At 72.1% G+C, this 18,505-nt stretch carries 14 protein-coding genes and 1 pseudogene; 8 read left to right on the top strand and 7 right to left on the bottom strand.

Annotated elements, in window-relative coordinates:
• The 4 genes from ACFXB5_RS20660 to ACFXB5_RS20645 all read right to left on the bottom strand — a co-directional run.
• Positions 1 to 1,440: ATP-binding cassette domain-containing protein (locus ACFXB5_RS20660; RefSeq protein WP_385209814.1), on the bottom strand; the 1,440-nt coding region annotated here is incomplete at its 3' end.
• On the bottom strand, positions 1,440 to 2,396 hold the full coding sequence (locus ACFXB5_RS20655) for an ABC transporter permease (RefSeq protein ID WP_385209811.1): 957 nt from the start codon (positions 2,394 to 2,396) through the stop codon (positions 1,440 to 1,442). The genes ACFXB5_RS20660 and ACFXB5_RS20655, both read right to left, overlap by 1 nt.
• A complete protein-coding gene (locus ACFXB5_RS20650) occupies positions 2,393 to 3,352 on the bottom strand; it encodes an ABC transporter permease (RefSeq protein WP_385209808.1) in 960 nt (319 codons plus the stop codon). The genes ACFXB5_RS20655 and ACFXB5_RS20650 overlap by 4 nt, the downstream gene beginning before the upstream one ends.
• Positions 3,352 to 4,980 carry an ABC transporter substrate-binding protein gene (locus ACFXB5_RS20645; RefSeq protein WP_385209805.1) on the bottom strand — a complete coding sequence of 543 codons (1,629 nt, stop codon included), beginning with the start codon at positions 4,978 to 4,980 and terminating at the stop codon, positions 3,352 to 3,354. The genes ACFXB5_RS20650 and ACFXB5_RS20645 overlap by 1 nt, the downstream gene beginning before the upstream one ends.
• A 277-nt stretch (positions 4,981 to 5,257) precedes the next feature.
• On the opposite strand from ACFXB5_RS20645, the gene ACFXB5_RS20640 reads away from it, so the two are divergent.
• Together ACFXB5_RS20640 and ACFXB5_RS20635 are read left to right on the top strand one after the other, a co-directional pair.
• Positions 5,258 to 6,469, top strand: coding sequence for a pyridoxal phosphate-dependent aminotransferase (locus tag ACFXB5_RS20640; protein ID WP_385209828.1), 1,212 nt, complete (start codon positions 5,258 to 5,260; stop codon positions 6,467 to 6,469).
• 71 nt (positions 6,470 to 6,540) lie between these two features.
• On the top strand, positions 6,541 to 6,951 hold the full coding sequence (locus tag ACFXB5_RS20635; protein ID WP_385209802.1) for a hypothetical protein: 411 nt from the start codon (positions 6,541 to 6,543) through the stop codon (positions 6,949 to 6,951).
• Positions 6,952 to 7,089: 138 nt separating this feature from the next.
• Here ACFXB5_RS20635 and ACFXB5_RS20630 read toward each other — a convergent pair whose 3' ends face one another.
• On the bottom strand, positions 7,090 to 8,925 hold the full coding sequence (locus ACFXB5_RS20630; protein WP_385209800.1) for a phosphoenolpyruvate carboxykinase (GTP): 1,836 nt from the start codon (positions 8,923 to 8,925) through the stop codon (positions 7,090 to 7,092).
• 254 nt (positions 8,926 to 9,179) lie between these two features.
• Here ACFXB5_RS20630 and ACFXB5_RS20625 point away from each other — a divergent pair, with 254 nt between their 5' ends.
• From ACFXB5_RS20625 to ACFXB5_RS20615, 3 genes are all read left to right on the top strand, one after another.
• On the top strand, positions 9,180 to 9,881 hold the full coding sequence (locus tag ACFXB5_RS20625) for a hemolysin III family protein (RefSeq protein ID WP_385209825.1): 702 nt from the start codon (positions 9,180 to 9,182) through the stop codon (positions 9,879 to 9,881).
• Positions 9,882 to 9,971: 90 nt separating this feature from the next.
• The gene (locus ACFXB5_RS20620; protein ID WP_385209798.1) at positions 9,972 to 11,540 is read left to right on the top strand and encodes an MFS transporter; all 1,569 of its coding nucleotides are present in this window, start codon (positions 9,972 to 9,974) and stop codon (positions 11,538 to 11,540) included.
• Between the two features lie 5 nt (positions 11,541 to 11,545).
• The gene (locus ACFXB5_RS20615; protein ID WP_385209795.1) at positions 11,546 to 12,175 is read left to right on the top strand and encodes a TetR/AcrR family transcriptional regulator; all 630 of its coding nucleotides are present in this window, start codon (positions 11,546 to 11,548) and stop codon (positions 12,173 to 12,175) included.
• Between the two features lie 573 nt (positions 12,176 to 12,748).
• On the opposite strand, the gene ACFXB5_RS20610 is transcribed toward ACFXB5_RS20615, so the two are convergent.
• A complete protein-coding gene (locus ACFXB5_RS20610; protein ID WP_385209792.1) occupies positions 12,749 to 14,782 on the bottom strand; it encodes a thioredoxin domain-containing protein in 2,034 nt (677 codons plus the stop codon).
• Between the two features lie 147 nt (positions 14,783 to 14,929).
• Here ACFXB5_RS20610 and ACFXB5_RS20605 point away from each other — a divergent pair, with 147 nt between their 5' ends.
• Both ACFXB5_RS20605 and ACFXB5_RS20600 read left to right on the top strand, forming a co-directional pair.
• The gene (locus ACFXB5_RS20605; protein ID WP_385209789.1) at positions 14,930 to 15,862 is read left to right on the top strand and encodes a helix-turn-helix domain-containing protein; all 933 of its coding nucleotides are present in this window, start codon (positions 14,930 to 14,932) and stop codon (positions 15,860 to 15,862) included.
• Positions 15,863 to 16,094: 232 nt separating this feature from the next.
• The gene (locus ACFXB5_RS20600; RefSeq protein WP_385209787.1) at positions 16,095 to 17,174 is read left to right on the top strand and encodes a hypothetical protein; all 1,080 of its coding nucleotides are present in this window, start codon (positions 16,095 to 16,097) and stop codon (positions 17,172 to 17,174) included.
• Between the two features lie 50 nt (positions 17,175 to 17,224).
• Here the strand turns inward: ACFXB5_RS20600 and ACFXB5_RS20595 are convergent.
• Positions 17,225 to 18,130: pseudogene (locus tag ACFXB5_RS20595) on the bottom strand (ATP-dependent helicase); the annotation flags it as partial.
• Positions 18,131 to 18,272: 142 nt separating this feature from the next.
• Here ACFXB5_RS20595 and ACFXB5_RS20590 point away from each other — a divergent pair.
• Positions 18,273 to 18,455 (top strand): hypothetical protein, encoded by a 183-nt coding sequence (locus ACFXB5_RS20590; protein WP_385209784.1) that lies wholly within the window; start codon positions 18,273 to 18,275, stop codon positions 18,453 to 18,455.
• Positions 18,456 to 18,505: the final 50 nt, after the last annotated feature.

Below are 18,505 nucleotides of genomic sequence, written 5' to 3'. Positions count from 1 at the left end.
GCGGGGGGGGGGCCCCCCCCCCCGGGGGGGGGGCCGGCGGGGGCCTGCGGGGGGGGGGGGGGGCCCGCGGCCGAACGTTGGCCGGGGGCCCGCCCCCCCCCCCCCCCGCGACCCGGCCGTACCGAAGAAGCGCAGCGGTCGCCGTACCGCATCGCCCACCGAGCGCCGCGGGTTGAGCGAGGTGTCGGCGTTCTGGAAGACGAGCTGGACGGTGCGGCGCAGGGCGAGCGGGCGCCGCCGCGCGGGGGCGCTCAGGTCCCCGTCACCGCCGGACGAGCCGCCCGGCGGGCCACCGGGCGGGCCGTCGGGCGGGCCGTCGGATCGGCCACCTGACGGGCCACCGGACCCGTCATCTGACGAACCACCGGGCGAGCCGCCGGACGCGCCGCCCGACCCACCCCCGGACGCAGCCCTCATCGTTCCGCCCGACGGCTCCCGCAATCCCGCCAGCGACCACGCGATCGTCGACTTACCGCTCCCCGACTCGCCCACCAGCGCCAGCACCTCACCGCGCCGCACGCTGAAGGAGACTCCGTCCACGGCGCGGCTGGCCCCGTAGTCGATCACGACTTCCCGTACGTTCACCGCCTCCGCCGCGTCCCTGGCCACGCCCGCCCTGGGCCGGATCTCCCGCGTACCGTCCTCGCCCACCACCGCGAGCCCCGCGTCCGCGATGCGGGGGACGCTGGCCAGCAGCCGGCGGGTGTACGGGTCGGCGGGGGCGGCGAAGAGGCGTCGGGTGGGGGCGGCCTCGACGACCCGTCCGGCGTTCAGCACGCACACCTCGTCGGCCATCCGCGCGACCACGCCCAGGTCATGGCTGACCAGGACGGCGGCGAGGCCGAGTTCCTCGCGGAGGGCGCCGACCAGGTCCAGCACTCCGCGCTGGGTGATCACATCGAGGCCGGTCGTGGGCTCGTCCAGCACGAGCACCTTGGGCCGGGCCGCGATCGCCATGGCGATGGCGACGCGCTGCTGCTGCCCGCCGGAGAGTTCGTGCGGATAGCGGCGGGCGAGTTCGCGCGGGCGCTCCAGCCGCACCTGTTCCAGCAGTTCCGTGACGGGCACTTCGCCGCCCGCCTCCGCGATCTGCCGTCCGATCCGCATGGACGGCGTCAGGGCGTGGCCCGCGTTCTGCGCGACCATCGCGACCGTACCGCCGCGCAGCCGCCGCAACTCCCGCGCGGACAGCGCGAAGACGTCCTCGCCGGCCACCGCGACGCGCCCGCCCGTGATCCGGGAGCCGTGCCGCAGATGCCCCAGAAGGGTCGCGGCGATCGTCGACTTGCCGCTGCCGGACTCGCCGACCAGGGCCAGTGTCCGGCCGGGGCGCACCTCCAGCGACACCTCCTGGACGACGGGCACCTCGCGCCCGCCCGAGCGGTAGGCCACGGACAGCTTGTCCACCGACACGATGGGGGCCTTTGGAGACGTGGTCATCAGACGCCCTCCCTGATCCGGTCCACGCCCCACGCCTTCGACAGGCCGTCGGCCGCGAGGTTGAGCCCGACCACCATCGTGGCCAGGCCGATGATCGGCGCGAGGCTGGCCATCGGCACCACGGTGATGGCGGTGCGGTTCTCCGAGACCATCAGCCCCCAGTCGGGAGTGGGCGGGTCCGCGCCGAAGCCGAGGAATGACAGCGAGGAGATCAGCAGCACCACCCACGACGCCCGCATCGCGAACTCGACGCACACCACATCGCTGATGTTGGGCAGCACCTCGCGCCGCAGAATCGCCCAGGTGCTCTCGCCCCGGGCCCGCGCCGCGGTGACGTAGTCCTGGGGCACGACGCCGAGCGCGGCACCGCGCACCACCCGCACCACCTGGGGAACGCAGACGACGGCGATGGCCAGCACGATGACCGAGGATCCGGTGCCCAGCGCGGTGACGATCACCAGCAGGACGAGGATCGCGGGGATGGACAGCACCGCGTCCAGGACGCGCATGACCACATCGTCCAGCCAGCCGCCGCGCAGCGCGGCCGCACAGCCGAGGACGGCGCCGAGGGCGATGGTGATGAGGGTCGCGGTGACGGAGACGCCGAGCGCGTACCGCCCGCCGTACAGCACCCGCGTCAGCACATCGCGCCCGTACTGGTCGGTGCCCGCCCAGTGGTCGGCGCTCGGCCCGAGCAGGGCGTGCGAGGCGTCGCCGGTGGTGGGGTGGTACGGGGTGAGCAGCGGGGCGAGCAGCGCGACCACCACATGAACGGCGACGATCGCGAGCCCGATGACGGCCGGGCGGGAGGAGCGCACCGTGCGCCAGGTGCGGGCGGCGAGGCCGGGCCGTACGGGCGCGGGCGGCGGCGTGCTCGCGCTCACGGCGGACGACGGGGCCGGGCCCGCGCCCACAGGCTCCTTCACTGAGCTCTTCGGATCCTCGACGGAGCTCATCGGATCCTCCCTCCTCGGGTGCGGAGCTTGGGGTTGAGGGCCATGGACCCGAGGTCGGCGGCGAGGTTGCAGACGACGTAGACGACCGCGCTGATGAGGGCGATGGCCTGGATGACCGGCAGATCGCGGTTCTGGACGGAGCTGAGCATCAGCTTTCCGATGCCGGGGTAGTTGAAGACGTTCTCGACCACGGCGACGCCGCCCACCAGCCACGCCACATTGAGCGCGATGACGTGCAGCGTGGGCAGCAGGGCGCTGGGCAGCGCGTGCCGGGTGACCACGCGCCAGGTGGTCAGCCCCTTGAGCCGGGCGGTGGTGACGTATTCGCTCGCCATGACGTCGATCACCGAGGTACGGGCCATCCGCACGATGTACGCGGCCATGACGATCGCGAGCGAGGCGGCGGGCAGCCACACCGCCGGGAGCAGCTGCCCGATCCCGGCCCCCGGCCCGTACAGCACCACGGCGGGCAGCACCGGCACGGTGACGGAGAAGGCGAGCACCAGCACGGTGGCCACGACGAATTCGGGGACGCTCATCCCGACCAGGCTGACCGTGGAGATCAGATGGTCCGGCCAGCGGTCGCGGTAGAGCCCGGCCACGACGCCGAGGACGACGGAGCCGGTGACCGCGAAGAGGACGGTGACGACGGCGATCAGGGCCGAGTTGCCGAGGTACTGGGCGACCTCGCCGCCCACCGGCTTGGTGGTGACCAGCGAGGTGCCGAAGTCGCCGTGCAGCGCGCCCTTGATCCAGTCGGCGTACCGCTCCCAGGCGGGCTGGTCGAGGCCCATCTGCTTGCGCAGCGCGGCGACCGCGTCGGGGGTGGCGTCCCTGCCGAGCACCTGGGTGGCGACATCGCCGGGCAGCGCCTGGACGGCCAGGAAGACCATGACCGAGGAGAGCAGCAGGGTGCCGAGCGCGGCGACCACACGGCGGAGGAGGAAAGAGAACATCACGCCCCCTTCAGCCCGATGTGCAGGTAGTCGAACTCGAAGCCGTGCTCGGCGTAGCCGCGCACCTTCCGGGAGATCCCGACGAGCCGGTCGGCGAACATCGGGGTGATCGCCCCGCCCCGCTCGACGACGAGCGTCTGCGCCTGTCCGTACAGCTCGCGCCGGCGGCCCTCGTCGGTCTCCCGGCGGGCCCGGTCGAGCAGCGCGTCGAACTCCTTGTCGGACCAGGCGGTCTCGTTGTACGAGGAGCCGCCGCGGAAGACCTGGTTGAGCAGCTGGTCGACGGGGCGCCCGGTGTACCAGTAGGTGGCCATGAGCGGCTTCTTCATCCAGATCTGGGTGTAGTACGAGTCCGCGGCCGCGGTCTTGACCCGGATCCGGATGCCCGCGCGCCGGGCCGACTCCTGGTAGGCGAGGGCCATGGGCGTGAAGATCGGGTCGTACGAGGAGGTGTAGAGGTCCACCGCCAGCCGCTCGTGCCCGGCCCGCTTCAGCAGATGGCGGGCCTTCTCGGGGTCGTGGGCGGGGTGGGTGGCGATGTGGGAGGGGTCGTGCGGCGGGACGGGGTTGTCCCAGCCGGCCGTGCCCGCGCCCTGGAGCGCGGCCTTCAGGATGTGCGCGGGGTCGTAGGCGAGCTTCATCGCCTGCCGCACCCGCGGATCGGTGAAGGGCTTCTCGGTGGTCAGCATCGGCAGCACGTACCACTGGGCGTTTTCGGCGCGGGCGATGGTGGCGCGGTCGGAGGCGGCGACGACCCGGGCGGTGGCGAAGTCGAGATTGGTCTGGGAGAGCAGATCGACCTGCCCGGCGAGCAGGGCGTTGGAGCGGGCCTGCATATCGGCCACGGTGTAGAAGTCGATCGCGTCCAGGACCGGGCGCCCGGCCCAGTGGTCGGCGTAGGCGGTGACCCGGCCGGGCCCGGCGGCGGTGAAGGAGGAGAGCCGGAAGGGGCCGGTGCCGATGCCGGTGCGGCCGATGGAGCCGGCGCTGCCCTCGGGCACGACGTAGCAGTTGTAGTGGGTGAGCAGGCTGGGGAACTCGGCGTGCGGGCTCTTCAGGGGGACGACCAGGGTGTGGGCGTCGGGGGTGCGCAGCCGCCCCGGGTCGACCAGCGGGGACAGCACGGGGGCCTGCGGGGACGCGGTCGCCTTGTCGAGGATGTGGCGCAGGGTGTAGGCGGCGTCGGCGGAGGTGAGGGCGCGGCCGTCGTGGAAGGTGACGCCGCGGCGCAGCCGGAAGGTCCAGGTGGTCGCCTTGGCGTCGGGCTCCCAGGATTCGGCGAGGTCGGGGGCCACGGTGCCGTCGGTCGCGATCCGCACCAGGCGGTTGTAGAGCGCGCCGAGGTACTCGTACGCGGACAGCGCGCTCGCGGGATCGAGGGTCTCGGCGTCGGAGGCGGGCGGCCGGGCGATGCGCAGGGTGCCGCCGCGGTCGGGCCGCCCGGCCGGGCCCCGGGTGGGCACGGCCCTCGACGGGGAGGCGGAGGCGGCTCCCGAGCAGCCGGTCAGCGCGGCGGACCCGCCGAGCGCGGCGACGGCCGCCGCGGCGGTGGTGAGCACCGACCGCCGCGGTATCCCGGCCGCGGCGGGGGCTGTGCGGTGGGAGATCTCGGACTTGAACGGGGACATGAACGGGGGCACCCTTCCCTTACTCGTTCAGCGGAACGATTGGGTGAAGTTCGTGAACGATAACGACACCGCCCGTTCGGGCCAACCCCTCTTTCGCGGAAATTAACACCAGAAACAGAGTCGTTATCCGGCGCGGAGGGTGGCGCGAAGCCCGGCGCGGAGTACGGATCCCGGGCGGCGCACGGAGTCGCGGCCCCACCGCCCGGCGCTCCCGCACACCGTCCACGTGGCGAAAAACACCGAGCGGCCCCGGATACACCGCCGTAAGGTGGCCGACATGCAGGTGATCCAGTCCACGAAGCTCTCCAACGTCTGCTACGAAATCCGTGGCCCGGTGCTCGAGGAGGCGATGCGGCTGGAGGCGGCAGGACACCGCATCCTCAAGCTCAACACCGGAAATCCGGCGACCTTCGGCTTCGAATGCCCCCCGGAGATCCTCGAGGACATGCTCCGGAACCTCGGCGACGCCCACGGCTACGGCGACGCCAAGGGCCTGCTGTCCGCGCGGCGCGCGGTGATGCAGCACTACCAGACCCAGGGCATCGACCTCGATGTCGAGGACATCTTCCTCGGCAACGGCGTCTCCGAGCTGATCCAGATGTCGATGCAGGGACTGCTGGACGACGGCGACGAGGTCCTCGTCCCCGCCCCCGACTATCCGCTGTGGACCGCCGCGGTCTCGCTCGCCGGCGGCACCGCCGTCCACTATCGCTGCGATGAGCAGTCGGACTGGCTGCCGGACCTCGCCGACATCGAGCGCAAGGTCACCGACCGCACCAAGGCGCTCGTCATCATCAACCCGAACAACCCCACGGGCGCCGTCTACGGCGAGGAGACGCTGCGCGGGCTCACCGACATCGCCCGCCGCCACCAGCTGATCGTCTGCTCCGACGAGATCTACGACAAGATCCTCTACGACGGCGCCACCCACACCCCGACCACCGCCGTCGCCCCGGATCTGCTGACCCTCACCTTCAACGGGCTGTCCAAGGCGTACCGGGTGGCGGGCTACCGCAGCGGCTGGCTCGCGGTCTGCGGCCCGAAGTCCCACGCCGGCAGCTATCTGGAGGGGCTGACCATCCTGGCCAATATGCGGCTGTGCGCCAATATGCCGGCGCAGCACGCGGTGGCCACGGCGCTCGGCGGCCGCCAGTCGATCAACGACCTGGTGCTCCCCGGCGGCCGGCTGGTGGAGCAGCGGGACACGGCGTACGAGCTGCTGACCCAGATCCCGGGCGTCACCTGCGTGAAGCCCAAGGGCGCGCTGTACGCGTTCCCCAAGCTGGACCCCAAGGTCTACAAGATCAAGGACGACCGGCAGATGGTCCTGGACCTGCTGCGGGCCGAGAAGATCATGATCGTGCACGGCACGGGGTTCAACTGGCCGGAGCCGGATCACTTCCGCATCGTGACGCTGCCCGCCAAGGAGGATCTGGCCGACGCGGTGACCCGGATCGGGAACTTCCTGGACGGATACGGCCAACCCTGATCTTTTAGTTACTGCTCAACTTTAGACAGAGTCTAAGTTAGGATGGCCTCCTCACCCCTTGGAGGCCATCCATGTACGAACCGATCCGCACCAAGTCGGTCCACAGCATGGCCGAGCCCACGCCCGACTTCCCGCACCGATCCCGCGAGGAAGAGCTGGACATCCGGCTGGCCGGACATCTGACCGCCCTGCTCACCGTGACGGACGAGCTGCGCACCCTCACCCCGGACCCCACCCTCGACGACGCCGCCCAGCGCCTCGCCGAGCAGGCCACCCGCCTGCGCGACGGCCACGCCCCGCTGCGCGCGGCACCCACGACTTCGGCCACGGACCCGGCGCATATCGCCGCCCTCCACCAGCGCGCCCACACCCTGGCCGGATGGGCCCTGGTCGTGGCCACGTCCCGGGACGACACGGCGGCCACGACGCTCGCGGCCGAGCGCATGCGCTCCCACGCGACCGCCCTGGGCCTCGCGGCCTGAGCGGACTCGGCCGAAGCCGAAGCCGAAGCCGAAGTGAGCTGAGGGCTGACGGCTGACGGCTGACGGCTGACGAGGGGCGCACGGCCGGGGCCCGCGCCTGAAGCACGGCCCCCGGCCCCCGGAGCGGAGCGGAGTGGCTCAGCCCAGGCGCTTCACCAGCGCGTGGTACTCGTCCCACATCTCCCTGGGCGTGTGCTCGCCGAAGGTGTTGAGGTGGTCGGGCACCAGCCCGGCCTCGTCACGCCAGACCTCCTTGTCGACCGTGAGCAGCAGCTCGAGCGAGGCGTCGTCGAGGTCCAGACCGTCGGTGTCCAGCGCCCCGGGCGCCGGCAGCACCCCGATCGGGGACTCCACGCCCTCGGCCTTGCCGTCCAGGCGGTCGACGATCCACTTCAGCACCCGGCTGTTCTCGCCGAAGCCCGGCCAGACGAAGCGCCCCTCGGCGTCCTTGCGGAACCAGTTGACGTAGTAGATCTTCGGCAGCTTGGCGGCGTCGGCGTTCTTGCCGACCTCCACCCAATGGGCCATGTAGTCGCCCATGTTGTAGCCGCAGAAGGGCAGCATGGCGAACGGGTCGCGGCGCAGCTCGCCGACCTTGCCCTCGGCCGCGGCGGTCTTCTCGCTCGCCACGTTGGCGCCGAGGAAGACGCCGTGCTGCCAGTCGAAGGACTCCGTCACCAGCGGAACGGCGCTGGCCCGGCGGCCGCCGAAGAGGATCGCCGAGATCGGCACGCCCTTGGGGTCCTCCCACTCGGGCGCGATGATCGGGCACTGACCGGCCGGCACGGTGAAGCGGGCGTTGGGGTGGGCCGCGGGCGTCTCGCTCGCCGGGGTCCAGTCGTTGCCCTTCCAGTCGGTCAGATGAGCGGGCGGCTCCTCGGTCATGCCCTCCCACCACACATCGCCGTCGTCGGTGAGCGCCACGTTGGTGAAGACCGAGTTCCCCCACAGGGTCTTCATCGCGTTGGCGTTGGTGTGCTCACCGGTGCCGGGCGCGACACCGAAGAAGCCCGCCTCGGGGTTGATCGCGTACAGCCTGCCGTCCTCGCCGAACCGCATCCACGCGATGTCGTCGCCGATCGTCTCGACCGTCCAGCCCCGGATGGTCGGCTCCAGCATCGCGAGGTTGGTCTTGCCGCACGCGCTCGGGAACGCCGCGGCCACGTACTTGGCCTCCCCGCGCGGCGGGGTGAGCTTGAGGATCAGCATGTGCTCGGCGAGCCAGCCCTCGTCCCGCGCCATCACGGAGGCGATGCGCAGGGCGTAGCACTTCTTGCCGAGCAGGGCGTTGCCGCCGTAGCCGGAGCCGTACGACCAGATCTCCCGCGTCTCCGGGAAGTGCGAGATGTACTTGGTCGGATTGCACGGCCAGGGCACATCGGCCTGGCCCGGCTCCAGCGGGGCGCCGAGGGTGTGGACGGCCCTGACGAAGAAGCCCTCGTCCCCGAGGACGTCGAGGACCTCCTGCCCCATGCGGGTCATGGTGCGCATGGAGACCGCCACGTAGGCGGAGTCGGTGATCTCTACGCCGATCGCGGAGAGCGGCGAGCCGAGCGGGCCCATGCAGAAGGGCACGACGTACATGGTCCGGCCGCGCATCGAACCCCGGAAGACGCCCTGCTCCCCGGAAAAGATCTCGCGCATCTCGTCGGGGTGTTTCCAGTGGTTCGTCGGGCCCGCGTCCGCCTCCTTCTCGGAGCATATGAACGTACGGTCCTCGACGCGCGCCACATCGCTCGGATCGGAGGCGGCGTAGTACGAGTTGGGGCGCTTGATCGGGTCAAGGCGCTTGAAGGTGCCCTTCTCGACGAGCTCCGCGCACAGGCGGTCGTACTCCGCCTCCGAGCCGTCGCACCACACCACACGATCCGGCTGGGTGAGGGCGGCGATCTCGCCGACCCAGGAGACGAGCTCCTGGTGGCTCGTGGGACTCGGGGTGGTCGTGAGGGAGGAAGCCACATTGCTGGGCGCCACGATCGCTCCATCCCGCCGGAACCGCACTCGCTCCGGCGTCTTGATTGAGGGTTTGGACGGATATGTGCACTCATATCCGTTTATGGAGACAGCTACCCCTTGGGGGCTGCGACCCGGATGCTCAGCTCATCCGGTGCCGACCGCGCTCATTTGATCATCCGACTGTACGGGCCATCTGTCCAGTGGGCGCCTTGGTGACCATCACCACTCGACATGGACCGGTAACTTACGGTGGCGTAGGTAGCATGAGCGCCATGACTGCCGCCGCGCCCGATGCCGCCGTTGAGAATCCCCAAGGGCCCGAAGCGGCCCCGCCGCCCCCCCTGAAGCCGGTGCTGCGCGGCTGGCTACACGCCGGCATGTTTCCCGCGGTCCTGGTCTCCGGGGTGGTGCTGACGGCCCTCGCCGACAGTCCGCGCGGGCGGCTGGCCTGCGCCATCTTCACGCTCACCGCCTGTGCGCTGTTCGGCACCAGCGCCCTTTACCACCGCGGCAATTGGGGACCGCGCACCGCCGCGGTGCTGCGGCGGCTGGACCACGCCAATATCTTCCTGATCATCGCGGGCACGTATACGCCCTTCACGCTACTGCTCCTGCCACACGGCAAACAGCAGCTACTGCTGTGGCTGGTATGGGCCGGGGCGCTCGCCGGAATCGCCTTCCGGGTCTTCTGGGTCGGCGCCCCGCGCTGGCTCTACACCCCGTGCTACATCGCGCTGGGCTGGGCGGCCATCTTCTTCCTGCCCGACTTCCTGCACACCGGCGGCATCGCCGTGATGACGCTGATCGTCGTCGGCGGGCTGCTCTACAGCGTGGGCGCGGTGATCTACGGCACCAAGCGCCCCAACCCCTCACCCCGCTGGTTCGGCTTCCACGAGGTGTTCCACAGCTTCACGCTGGCCGCGTTCGTCGTGCACTACGTCGGCATCTCGCTGGTGGCCTATCAGCACGCCTGACCGGCCGACAGCCACTCCCGATTGACTCGATTGACAGCCCACATCTTTTGAGAGTTACTGTCATTTGACGGTAACTCTCGGAGGTGTGCCATGTCCGCTGCCCCGAACCCACGTCCGGACCCACATCGGGATCCACATCCGGATCCACGTCGCTGGTGGACCCTCGCGGCCCTCGTCGCCAGCACCCTGGTGATCGGATTCGACACCACGATCCTCAACATCGCCCTGCCGACCATGGACGCGGCCCTCCACGCCGATATCGGCGAACAGCAGTGGATCGTCGACTCCTACACGGTCGTGTTCGCCGCCGCGATGCTTCCGGCGGGCCTCCTCGGCGACCGGTTCGGCCGCCGCCGCATGCTCATCACCGGTCTGCTGATCTTCCTGGCCGGGGCGCTCATCGGAGCGCTGGTCTCCACCCCCGTGCCGGTCATCGTCGCGCGCCTGGTCATGGGGCTGGGCGCCGCGCTGGTCATGCCGCTGTCCATGGCCGTCCTGCCCACCTTCTTCGGCCCCGGCGAACGGTCCAGGGCGATCGCGGCCCTGAGCGCCGCGATGGGGCTCGGCATGCCGCTCGGCCCCCTCGTCGGCGGCTGGCTCCTCGACCACTTCTGGTGGGGATCGATCTTCCTGATCAACCTTCCTCTCGTCGCGATCGCCATCCTGGCCTGCCTCTTCCTGCTCCCCGAAACCCGCGACCCGGCGGCCCCCAGCAGGATCGACCTCGTCAGCACCGCGCTGAGCGTCGGCGGGCTCATCGCGCTCGTCTGGGGCCTCATCGAGGCCCCGGCCCGGGGCTGGACCCATCCACTGATCCTCACCGCTTTCGCCGCGTCCGTCGCACTGCTCACCGGGCTCACCCTGCGCGAGCGGCAGTCGGTGCGGCCGATGCTGGACCTGGGGCTGCTGTTCCGGCCCGCGTTCCTGTGGAACGCCGTCGCCATCACGCTGGTGGGCTTCTCGCTGCTGGGGCTGCTGTTCGTTCTGCCGCAGTACCTCCAGGCCGTCCTCGGTAACGACGCCTTCGGCACCGGGTTGCGGCTGCTGCCGATGATGGCCGGACTCCTGCTTGCGGCCCGCGCCGCCACCCCGCTCGCCGCCCGCTTCGGGCCCCGGCCCGTCATCAGCGGCGGGCTGCTGGTGAGCGCCGCCGCCGCGTTCCTCGGTTCCCGCACCGAGGTGGGTGACGGCTACGGCATGACCGCGCCCTGGCTCACGATCACCGGACTCGGCTTCGGCCTCGGCGTCGTCCCGGCCATGGACGCGGCGCTCGGCGCCCTGTCCCGGGACCGCGAGGGCACCGGCTCCGGGCTGCTCATGACGCTGCGCCAAGTGGGAGGCACCATCGGCGTCGCCCTGCTCGGCAGCCTGCTCGCCGACACGTACAGCACCCGGCTCGACACCACCGGGCTGCCACCCGCCGCGGCCGACGCGGCGGACGGCTCGGTGGTCGCGGCCCACGCGGTGGCCGGTCGGCTCGGCGATCCGCACCTCGCCGCGTCGGCGGACGCCGCGTTCGTCCACGGCATGGACGTGGCCCTCCTGGTGACCGCGTTCACCTCCCTCGCGGCGGCGGCGCTGGTCGCGATCCTGCTGCCCCGTACGGTTCCCGCCGATCAAGGCGCCATGGTCCAGGAGACCGCCGATGCCCGACAATGAGATTCATGGCTTCCGCACGTACGACGTCCGCGCGGCCCAAGCTCGGGCTGCGCGAACGCAAGAAGATCCAGACCCGGCAGGCGATCCGGCGCGCCGCCTACCGGCTGTTCACCGAGCAGGGGTACGACGCGACCCCGGTGGACCGCATCGCGGAGGCCGCCGACGTCTCCCCCAGCACCGTCTTCCGCTACTTCCCCACCAAGGAGGACATCGTCCTCTCCGACGAGTACGACGATGTCCTGCTCGCCGCGCTCCGGGACCGGCCGCTGGACGAACCGCCGGTCGCCTCGCTGCGGCGCGTTCTGCTCAACCTGTTCCGGCAGTTCGCCGGTGACGAACGGCGGGAGATGCTGGTCCGCCTCACCCTGATCCGCCAGGTACCGGGGCTGCGCGCCCGCATGAGCGAGAGCATGTCCCGGACCGGCGCCCTGCTCGCCGAAGTCCTGGCCGAACGCAGCGACCGGTCGCCGGAGGACTTCGAGGTGCGGGTCGTGGTCGGAGCCGTCCTCGGCGTCCTCCAGGAAGCGCTCTTCCACTGCGCCGACCAGGACGCGGCGGAGGACTCGGCGATGGCGGCCATGGAGGAGAGCATCGACCGCGCCTTGAACATGCTGTCCCAAGGCCTCCCTCTGTAGCGACGCCCCGGCACCCGCCCCCGCCGCAACCCCGGGACCGGCCCCGGACCGGCCGCGTAACAGGCCCGGACCAGCCCCGCCGCGGCTCCGGCCCGGCACCGTCGCGGCTCCGGCCCGGCTGCGGATCGGCCGCGTCGCGGGCCCGGACTCCGGCTCCGGACCGGCACCGGACAGGCCGCGTCACGGCTCCGAACGGCCTCGTCGCGGCCCCCGACCCCGGCACCGTCCCGGCTCCGGACAGGTTCCGGACCGGCCCCTGATCGGCCCCTGACCCCGGCATCGTCACGACCTCGGGCCGCGGCCCCGTCACGGCAGCGGACCCCCGCCCCGTCCCGGACGCGACCAGCCCCGCCGCGGCCCCGGACCGGCACCGTCGCGGCCCCAGGCCCCGGCCCCACTACGGCCCCGGACCGGCACCGTCCCGGGCGCCACCAGCCCCGCTGCGGCTCCGGACCAGCCCTCACGGCTCCGGCCCGGCACCGTCGCGGCCCCGGACCCCGGCATCGTCGTAGCCCCGGACCGGCCGCAGGCCCGCGCGCCGTACGTCGGGGGGTCCGGTCCCGTCGTCCCCGCTCAGCCCCCCAGCTTGGCCGTCAGGGCCTCGACATCGGCCGTGGGCGCGTCGCAGGTGAAGCCTCGGCAGACGTAGGCCGCCGGGCGGCCCTCCAGGAGGGGGCGGTCCTGGAGGAGCGGGATCTCGTCGGAGCCGGGCTCGCCGACCGCGACGACCGCCCCGGGAGCCGTGGCGAGCAGCGCGGCGCGGTGCAGGGCGCGGGTCGCGGGGTCGTCGTCGGGGCCGACCACGGCCACCTCGCGCGGCCCGTCGAGCCGGGCCTCGGCCACCGCCAGGCCCCAGCCGATGAAGCGGGGCACCTGGGGGCCGAGGGCCCGCACCACGGCGAGGGCACGCTCGGCACCCTCCCGGTGGCGCGCTTCGCCGGTGATGGCGGCGTAGGACAGCAGGGCTCCGGCGGCGGCCGTCCAGCCGGACGGCGCCGCGTTGTCCGTCGGGTCCTGGGGGCGGCGGATGAGCGTCTCGGCGTCATCGGCGGTGTCGAACAGCGTGCCGTCCTCGTCGGTGAACCGGCTCAGCACGGTGTCCAGGAGCAGCCCGGCGAACTCCACCCACGCGCCGTCGCCAGTGACGGCGGACAGCGCGAGGAAGCCCTCGGCCACATCCCCGTAGTCCTCGAGCACGCCCGCGTGGCCGCCCGCGGTGCCGTCGAGCGAGGTGCGGGCCAGCCGCCCGCGCTGGTCCATGTGGATGCGCACCAGCAGCTCGGCTGCCTCGGTCGCGGCGTTCACCAGGTCGGGGCGGTCGAAATAGGCGCCGGTCTCGGCGAGCGCCGCGATGGCCAGCCCGTTCCACGCCGCGACGATCTTGTCGTCGCGGCCGGGCCGGGCCCGTAGCTCCCTGGCGGCCAGCAGCCGCTCCCGTACGGAGGAGACGCGGGTGGCGTCCGTCAGCCGCTCCCCGTCGGGCAGCTGGAGCACGGAGGCCCCGTGCTCGAAGGTGCCCTCCCGGGTGACACCGAAATACCCGGCGGCGAACTCCGCGTCGGCCTCCCCCAGCACCTCGCTCAGCCGCTCGGGGGTCCACGCGTAGTACGCGCCCTCGACATGCCTGCCGGTGCCGTCGTCGCTGTCGGCGTCCAGCGCGGAGGCGAAGCCGCCCTGTCGGGTGCGCAGCTCGCGGACCATGAAGTCCGCCGTCTCCAGGGCGACACGGCGCGCGAGGTCCGAGCCGGTGGCCCGCCACAGATGGGCGTAGACGCGGCACAGCAGCGCGTTGTCGTACAGCATCTTCTCGAAGTGCGGCACGGTCCAGGTGGCATCGACGGAATAGCGGGCGAAGCCGCCGCCGAGCTGGTCGTAGATACCCCCGCGGGCCATCGCCTCACAGGTGGCGGACACCATCTGGAGCGCGCCCTCGGAGCCGGTGCGGGCGTGATGGCGCAGCAGGAACTCCAGCGCCATGGACGGCGGGAACTTCGGCGCGCCGCCGAACCCGCCGCGGGTGGCGTCGAATTCGCGGGTCAGGGCCATGAGCGCGCTGTGCAGATCCTCCTCGCCGGGCGGCCGCGGCGCGTCCGAGCCGAGGGCGATACCGCCGCGCTGGGACAGGTCCTCCACGATCCGGCCGGCGACGTCCCGCACCTCGTCGCGGCGGTCCGACCAGGCGGCGCTCACCCCCTCCAGCACCTGCCGGAAGGACGGCATCCCGGGCCGGGGCCGGGGCGGGAAGTACGTGCCGAAGTAGAACGGCCGGGCCTCGGGGGTCAGGAACACCGTCATGGGCCAGCCGCCCTGGCCGGTGGCGGCCTGCACCGCCTCCATGTACACCGCGTCGACGTCCGGCCGCTCCTCGCGGTCGACCTTCACGGAGACGAAGTGGGCGTTGAGATAGTCCGCGGTCGCCTTGTCCTCGAACGACTCGTGCGCCATGACATGGCACCAGTGACACGCGGAGTAACCGACCGACAGCAAAACGGGTACACTGCGCCGCTCCGCCTCCGCGAACGCCTCTTCCCCCCACGGCCACCAATCCACTGGGTTGGCGGCGTGCTGCAGCAGGTACGGCGACTGGGAGCCGGCCAGGCGATTCATACTGGCATCGTCGCACGCTCCGGACACACGGCCCAGCACACCAGGTCGAGAGTCGGGACTCCCGGACGATGCCGCCTCCTTCGTGCCTGCGTGCCTGCTACTCCCAGGAGCAGGCTGGATGTCGCGAGCCTGGCCATACTCGACCGCATGGACGACGCAACGCACGGCAAGTCCCTCCTCGGCGAGTTCCTGTCCACTCGTCGGGCGCGGCTGAAACCGGCAGACGTGGGGTTGCCGGACTACGGCGACCGGCGGCGGGTGCCGGGGCTGCGGCGTGAGGAACTGGCCCAGCTGGCCGGTGTCAGCGTGGCCTACTACATCCGGCTGGAACAGGGGCTTTCGCTCAATGCCTCGCCGCAGGTCCTCGACGCCCTGGCCACGGCTCTGCGGCTGGATGACGCGGAGCGGCGCCACCTGCACACCTTGTCCGGTGATGCCCGGCAGCGCCGCCGCCGGCTCCCCGCCGAGCGGGTCACCGCGGCGGTGCGTCAGCTGATGGACGCCTTCGGGGACTCACCCGTGGTCGTCGTCGGCCGACGTTCGGACGTCCTGACGTGGAACCGCGCCGGGCATGCGTTGTTCGCCGGGCACTTGGCCCCGGACAGCCCGGATCAAGCGGCCACGCGGCCCAACACCGCCCGGCTGGTCTTCCTGGACGCCCACACGCGGGACCTGTACGTGGACTGGCCCAGGAAGGCACGGGACGTGGTGGGCAAGCTGCGGCAGGCGGTCGGCGAATATCCGGACGACCCGCATCTGGCCTCCCTCATCGGCGAGTTGACCATGCGCAGCCCGCAGTTCGCCACGCTGTGGGCCGAGCACCGGGTGCGCGCCTGGGACATGGCCGAGTACCGGATGCGCCATCCGATCGTCGGGGAACTGGATGTGCTGCAGCACTCGCTCCCGGTGCCCCGGGGGCAGGGGATCCGGGTGGTGGTGACGACGGCGGCGCCGGGCTCCGCCGCCCAGGCGGCACTGCAGTTGCTCAACCAGACCCTCCAGCCCGCCGCGGACCCGTCGGCAACCGCCCGCCCCGCTGCCGGCACCCCCGCACGCGTCGTTCCTCACCCGCACTCCTGACGCGGCCGTCCGGCGGCCGCGACACCGCGGTCCGCTCGGCGCGTCACGCCTGAACATCACCCGGCAGCCCCCGGCCCGAGGCCGGCAGGGAGTGCCGCGGGGGCCTCGTCACACGCGCCTTCCCGCCGCCGACGACGCCACCTCCCCTCCTTCCTCCTTTCCTCCCCTGTGTCCCCGCCCGCGCCCGCGGGCCGCCCTGCCCGGACGCGACATCACCGAGACAAGGACAACCATGAAGAAGACGAAGCTGAAGACCGTCATCGCGGGCGCGGCACTTGTCGCCGCCGTGGCCACCGGGACGGCGTGCACCGCGAACGGTTCCGCCGCCGGATCCGGCTCCACGTCCGGCGCCGAGCAGACCCGGACCGAGCAGGCCAAGCAGAAGACGCCCGACGTCATCAAGGCCGACGGCGCGAACGTGTTCCCGCACTCGCTGGACTTCGACGAGCCGTCGAAGACGTTCTTCGCCGGCTCGCTGAAGCACGGCACGGTCTCCGCCGTCGGTCCGGACGGAAAGGTGCGCACCTTCATCGACGACCCACAACTGGTGTCGGCGCAGGCCGTCAACGTCGACCGCGAGCGGGACCGCGTCCTGGTCAGCAATGTGGACTACGGCACCGCCGACCGTTCCCGCAAGGCCGACCCCTTCAAGGTCGCCAGCGTGGGCAGCTACGACCTGAAGACCGGGAAGCAGGACTGGTGCGTCGATCTGACCGCGGTCACCAACGACGGCAAGAAACACCTGATCTCCGACGTGACGGTGGCGCCCGACGGCACCGCCTACGCCGTCGACGAGCTGACCCCGACGGTGTTCCGCATCGACCGTAAGGGCCGCGCCTCGGTCTTCCTGCGGAACGACCTGCTCCAGGGCGCGCTGGACATCCCCGACTTCCTGAACGACGTGGGGATGTCGGCGGTGGAGTGGGTCAAGGGCAACCAGCTGATCATCTCCATGGCCGACGGCTCCTTGGTACGCGTGCCCGTCCAGAATCCCGACGAGGCACGGAAGGTGAAGCTCGACAAGCCGCTGGGGGCGCCCGCAGCCGGTATGCGGCTCCTGAAGGACGGCTCGATCGCGGCGGTCAGCAGCGGCCTGCTGACCGGCAAGCCCGCCCAGATCCAGCGCGTGGAGCCCGGTGACGGCTGGAAGAAGGCCACGGTGAAGGTCACCGACACCGTCGAGAATCCCGTCACCAGCGACGTGACCGCGGGACCGGACGGGACGACATACGCGCTCAGCGGCGGGCTGGCCGACCTCCTCGCGGGCAAGCCCAACGACGGATTCGACCTGACCCCCGTCAAGACCGATTGAGCCGGGGGCCGTTCCCCACCAGGGGCGGGGGCGCGCCGCGCCCCCCCCCCCCCCGGGGCCGGGGTGATGGGCGAGGTGCCCGCCCAGACGTCGGCGGCGTCCGCGACCAGCGCCGGATCGGTGAGGCTGTGCAGCTGGAGGACGGCACGGAAGCGCGGCCCGTCCGCCTTACCGTTCCCACCGACGCCGTGCAGCAGCTCGATACGGATCGAGAGCCGCACCCCCGCGTCGTGCCCGGCGGCCACGTCGGCGGCCCAGGCACGCTGTTCGGGCAGCCGCCGTGGCCCCGGGGCGGCGAAGGCGGGGCCGCCCGAAGCCAGCGCCGCCGCGGGCGAGCGCGGCAGCCCGTCCGCCACCGCGTCCAGGAACGCCCGCAGATGCCGCTCGGGCTCGGGCAGCAGCACCGGGCCGGAGACGGGCAGCGGCGTCGCGTGCGCCGTGGGCGGCATGGCGGCGGCCAGTTCACGCACCCGCGTCAGATCGTCGGGGGTGAGCGGACCGACCCGCCAGGCGTCGTGATCGGTGGCGCTGAGCCCGGGTAGCAGCCTTCCGCGGGCCGCGAGTTGGAGGGCGAGTACGGCGGCGGCGCCCCAGAAGGCCGTGGCGGGGTCGCACTGCCCCGGACCGGCCTGTGCGGCCCGCGCCCGGGCCCGGGTGAGCACCGGCAGCGCCTCGCCCAGGGGCAGCACGAGCGCCCTTACGGTGCGCGTCTCGACGTCGGGGCCGGTGGGGCCGGGGTCGGTGGGGTCGTCATGGGGACCGCCATCGGTGCCGTCCGACGGGACGACGACCGTCAGCTCCGCGGCGGAGCCGGTGGCGGGGCCGGAAGGAGGAGCGCCGTCCGGCCGCCAGAAGGCGATCCGGCCGGTGCGTGCCGGGTCGCCGGGAAGGAAGACCGCGGTGCAGCGGGAGAGTTCTGCGATGTCGGAGGGTGTTGCCGCGGAGGGTGGTGTCACAGCGCTGAGCGTTCCTCAAATTTGACTAGTCGAGCCCGGGCCGCCCGAGGGTACAGGATCACGGCGCGGGGAGGAACCGGGTGCCGTCGGTGTCCGTTGTGTGGAGTGAGTGCGGCTATGGGCCGTGAAGGAGGCGGGTGAGATGTCCACACGCGCGAAGGTCGCCACCGGTGGTGTGGTGGCGGGTGTGATCCTGCTCTGGGTGTTGCCCTTCTGGGCTGCGCTGCTGGTGATCGTGGGAGTGCCGGCGGCGGCCTATCTGCTGCTGGACCCCTCCCAGCGCCGCAGGCTGAACAGGACCACCCGTAAGCAGCTGGGCCGCTGAAGCGGTCGGCCGCTTCAGCGGCCGCGCAACGCGGCCGGCTGGGCCAGGGG

Origin of the sequence: Streptomyces sp. NPDC059455, assembly GCF_042750115.1 — a bacterium.
Taxonomy (GTDB): domain Bacteria; phylum Actinomycetota; class Actinomycetes; order Streptomycetales; family Streptomycetaceae; genus Streptomyces; species Streptomyces endocoffeicus.
Note: the sequence above shows the minus strand (reverse complement) of the source record. Positions and strands in the feature narration are given on the sequence as shown.

Bases quoted from the DNA above. Each gene is read 5' to 3' on its own strand.
- ACFXB5_RS20600 (WP_385209787.1), top strand. From the start codon at position 16,095: ATGAAGAAGACGAAGCTGAAGACCGTCATCGCGGGCGCGGCACTTGTC.
- ACFXB5_RS20655 (WP_385209811.1), bottom strand. From the start codon at position 2,396: ATGAGCTCCGTCGAGGATCCGAAGAGCTCAGTGAAGGAGCCTGTGGGC.
- ACFXB5_RS20590 (WP_385209784.1), top strand. From the start codon at position 18,273: ATGTCCACACGCGCGAAGGTCGCCACCGGTGGTGTGGTGGCGGGTGTG.
- ACFXB5_RS20640 (WP_385209828.1), top strand. From the start codon at position 5,258: ATGCAGGTGATCCAGTCCACGAAGCTCTCCAACGTCTGCTACGAAATC.
- ACFXB5_RS20625 (WP_385209825.1), top strand. From the start codon at position 9,180: ATGACTGCCGCCGCGCCCGATGCCGCCGTTGAGAATCCCCAAGGGCCC.
- ACFXB5_RS20650 (WP_385209808.1), bottom strand. From the start codon at position 3,352: ATGTTCTCTTTCCTCCTCCGCCGTGTGGTCGCCGCGCTCGGCACCCTG.
- ACFXB5_RS20615 (WP_385209795.1), top strand. From the start codon at position 11,546: ATGGCTTCCGCACGTACGACGTCCGCGCGGCCCAAGCTCGGGCTGCGC.
- ACFXB5_RS20605 (WP_385209789.1), top strand. From the start codon at position 14,930: ATGGACGACGCAACGCACGGCAAGTCCCTCCTCGGCGAGTTCCTGTCC.
- ACFXB5_RS20635 (WP_385209802.1), top strand. From the start codon at position 6,541: ATGTACGAACCGATCCGCACCAAGTCGGTCCACAGCATGGCCGAGCCC.
- ACFXB5_RS20620 (WP_385209798.1), top strand. From the start codon at position 9,972: ATGTCCGCTGCCCCGAACCCACGTCCGGACCCACATCGGGATCCACAT.
- ACFXB5_RS20610 (WP_385209792.1), bottom strand. From the start codon at position 14,782: ATGAATCGCCTGGCCGGCTCCCAGTCGCCGTACCTGCTGCAGCACGCC.
- ACFXB5_RS20645 (WP_385209805.1), bottom strand. From the start codon at position 4,980: ATGTCCCCGTTCAAGTCCGAGATCTCCCACCGCACAGCCCCCGCCGCG.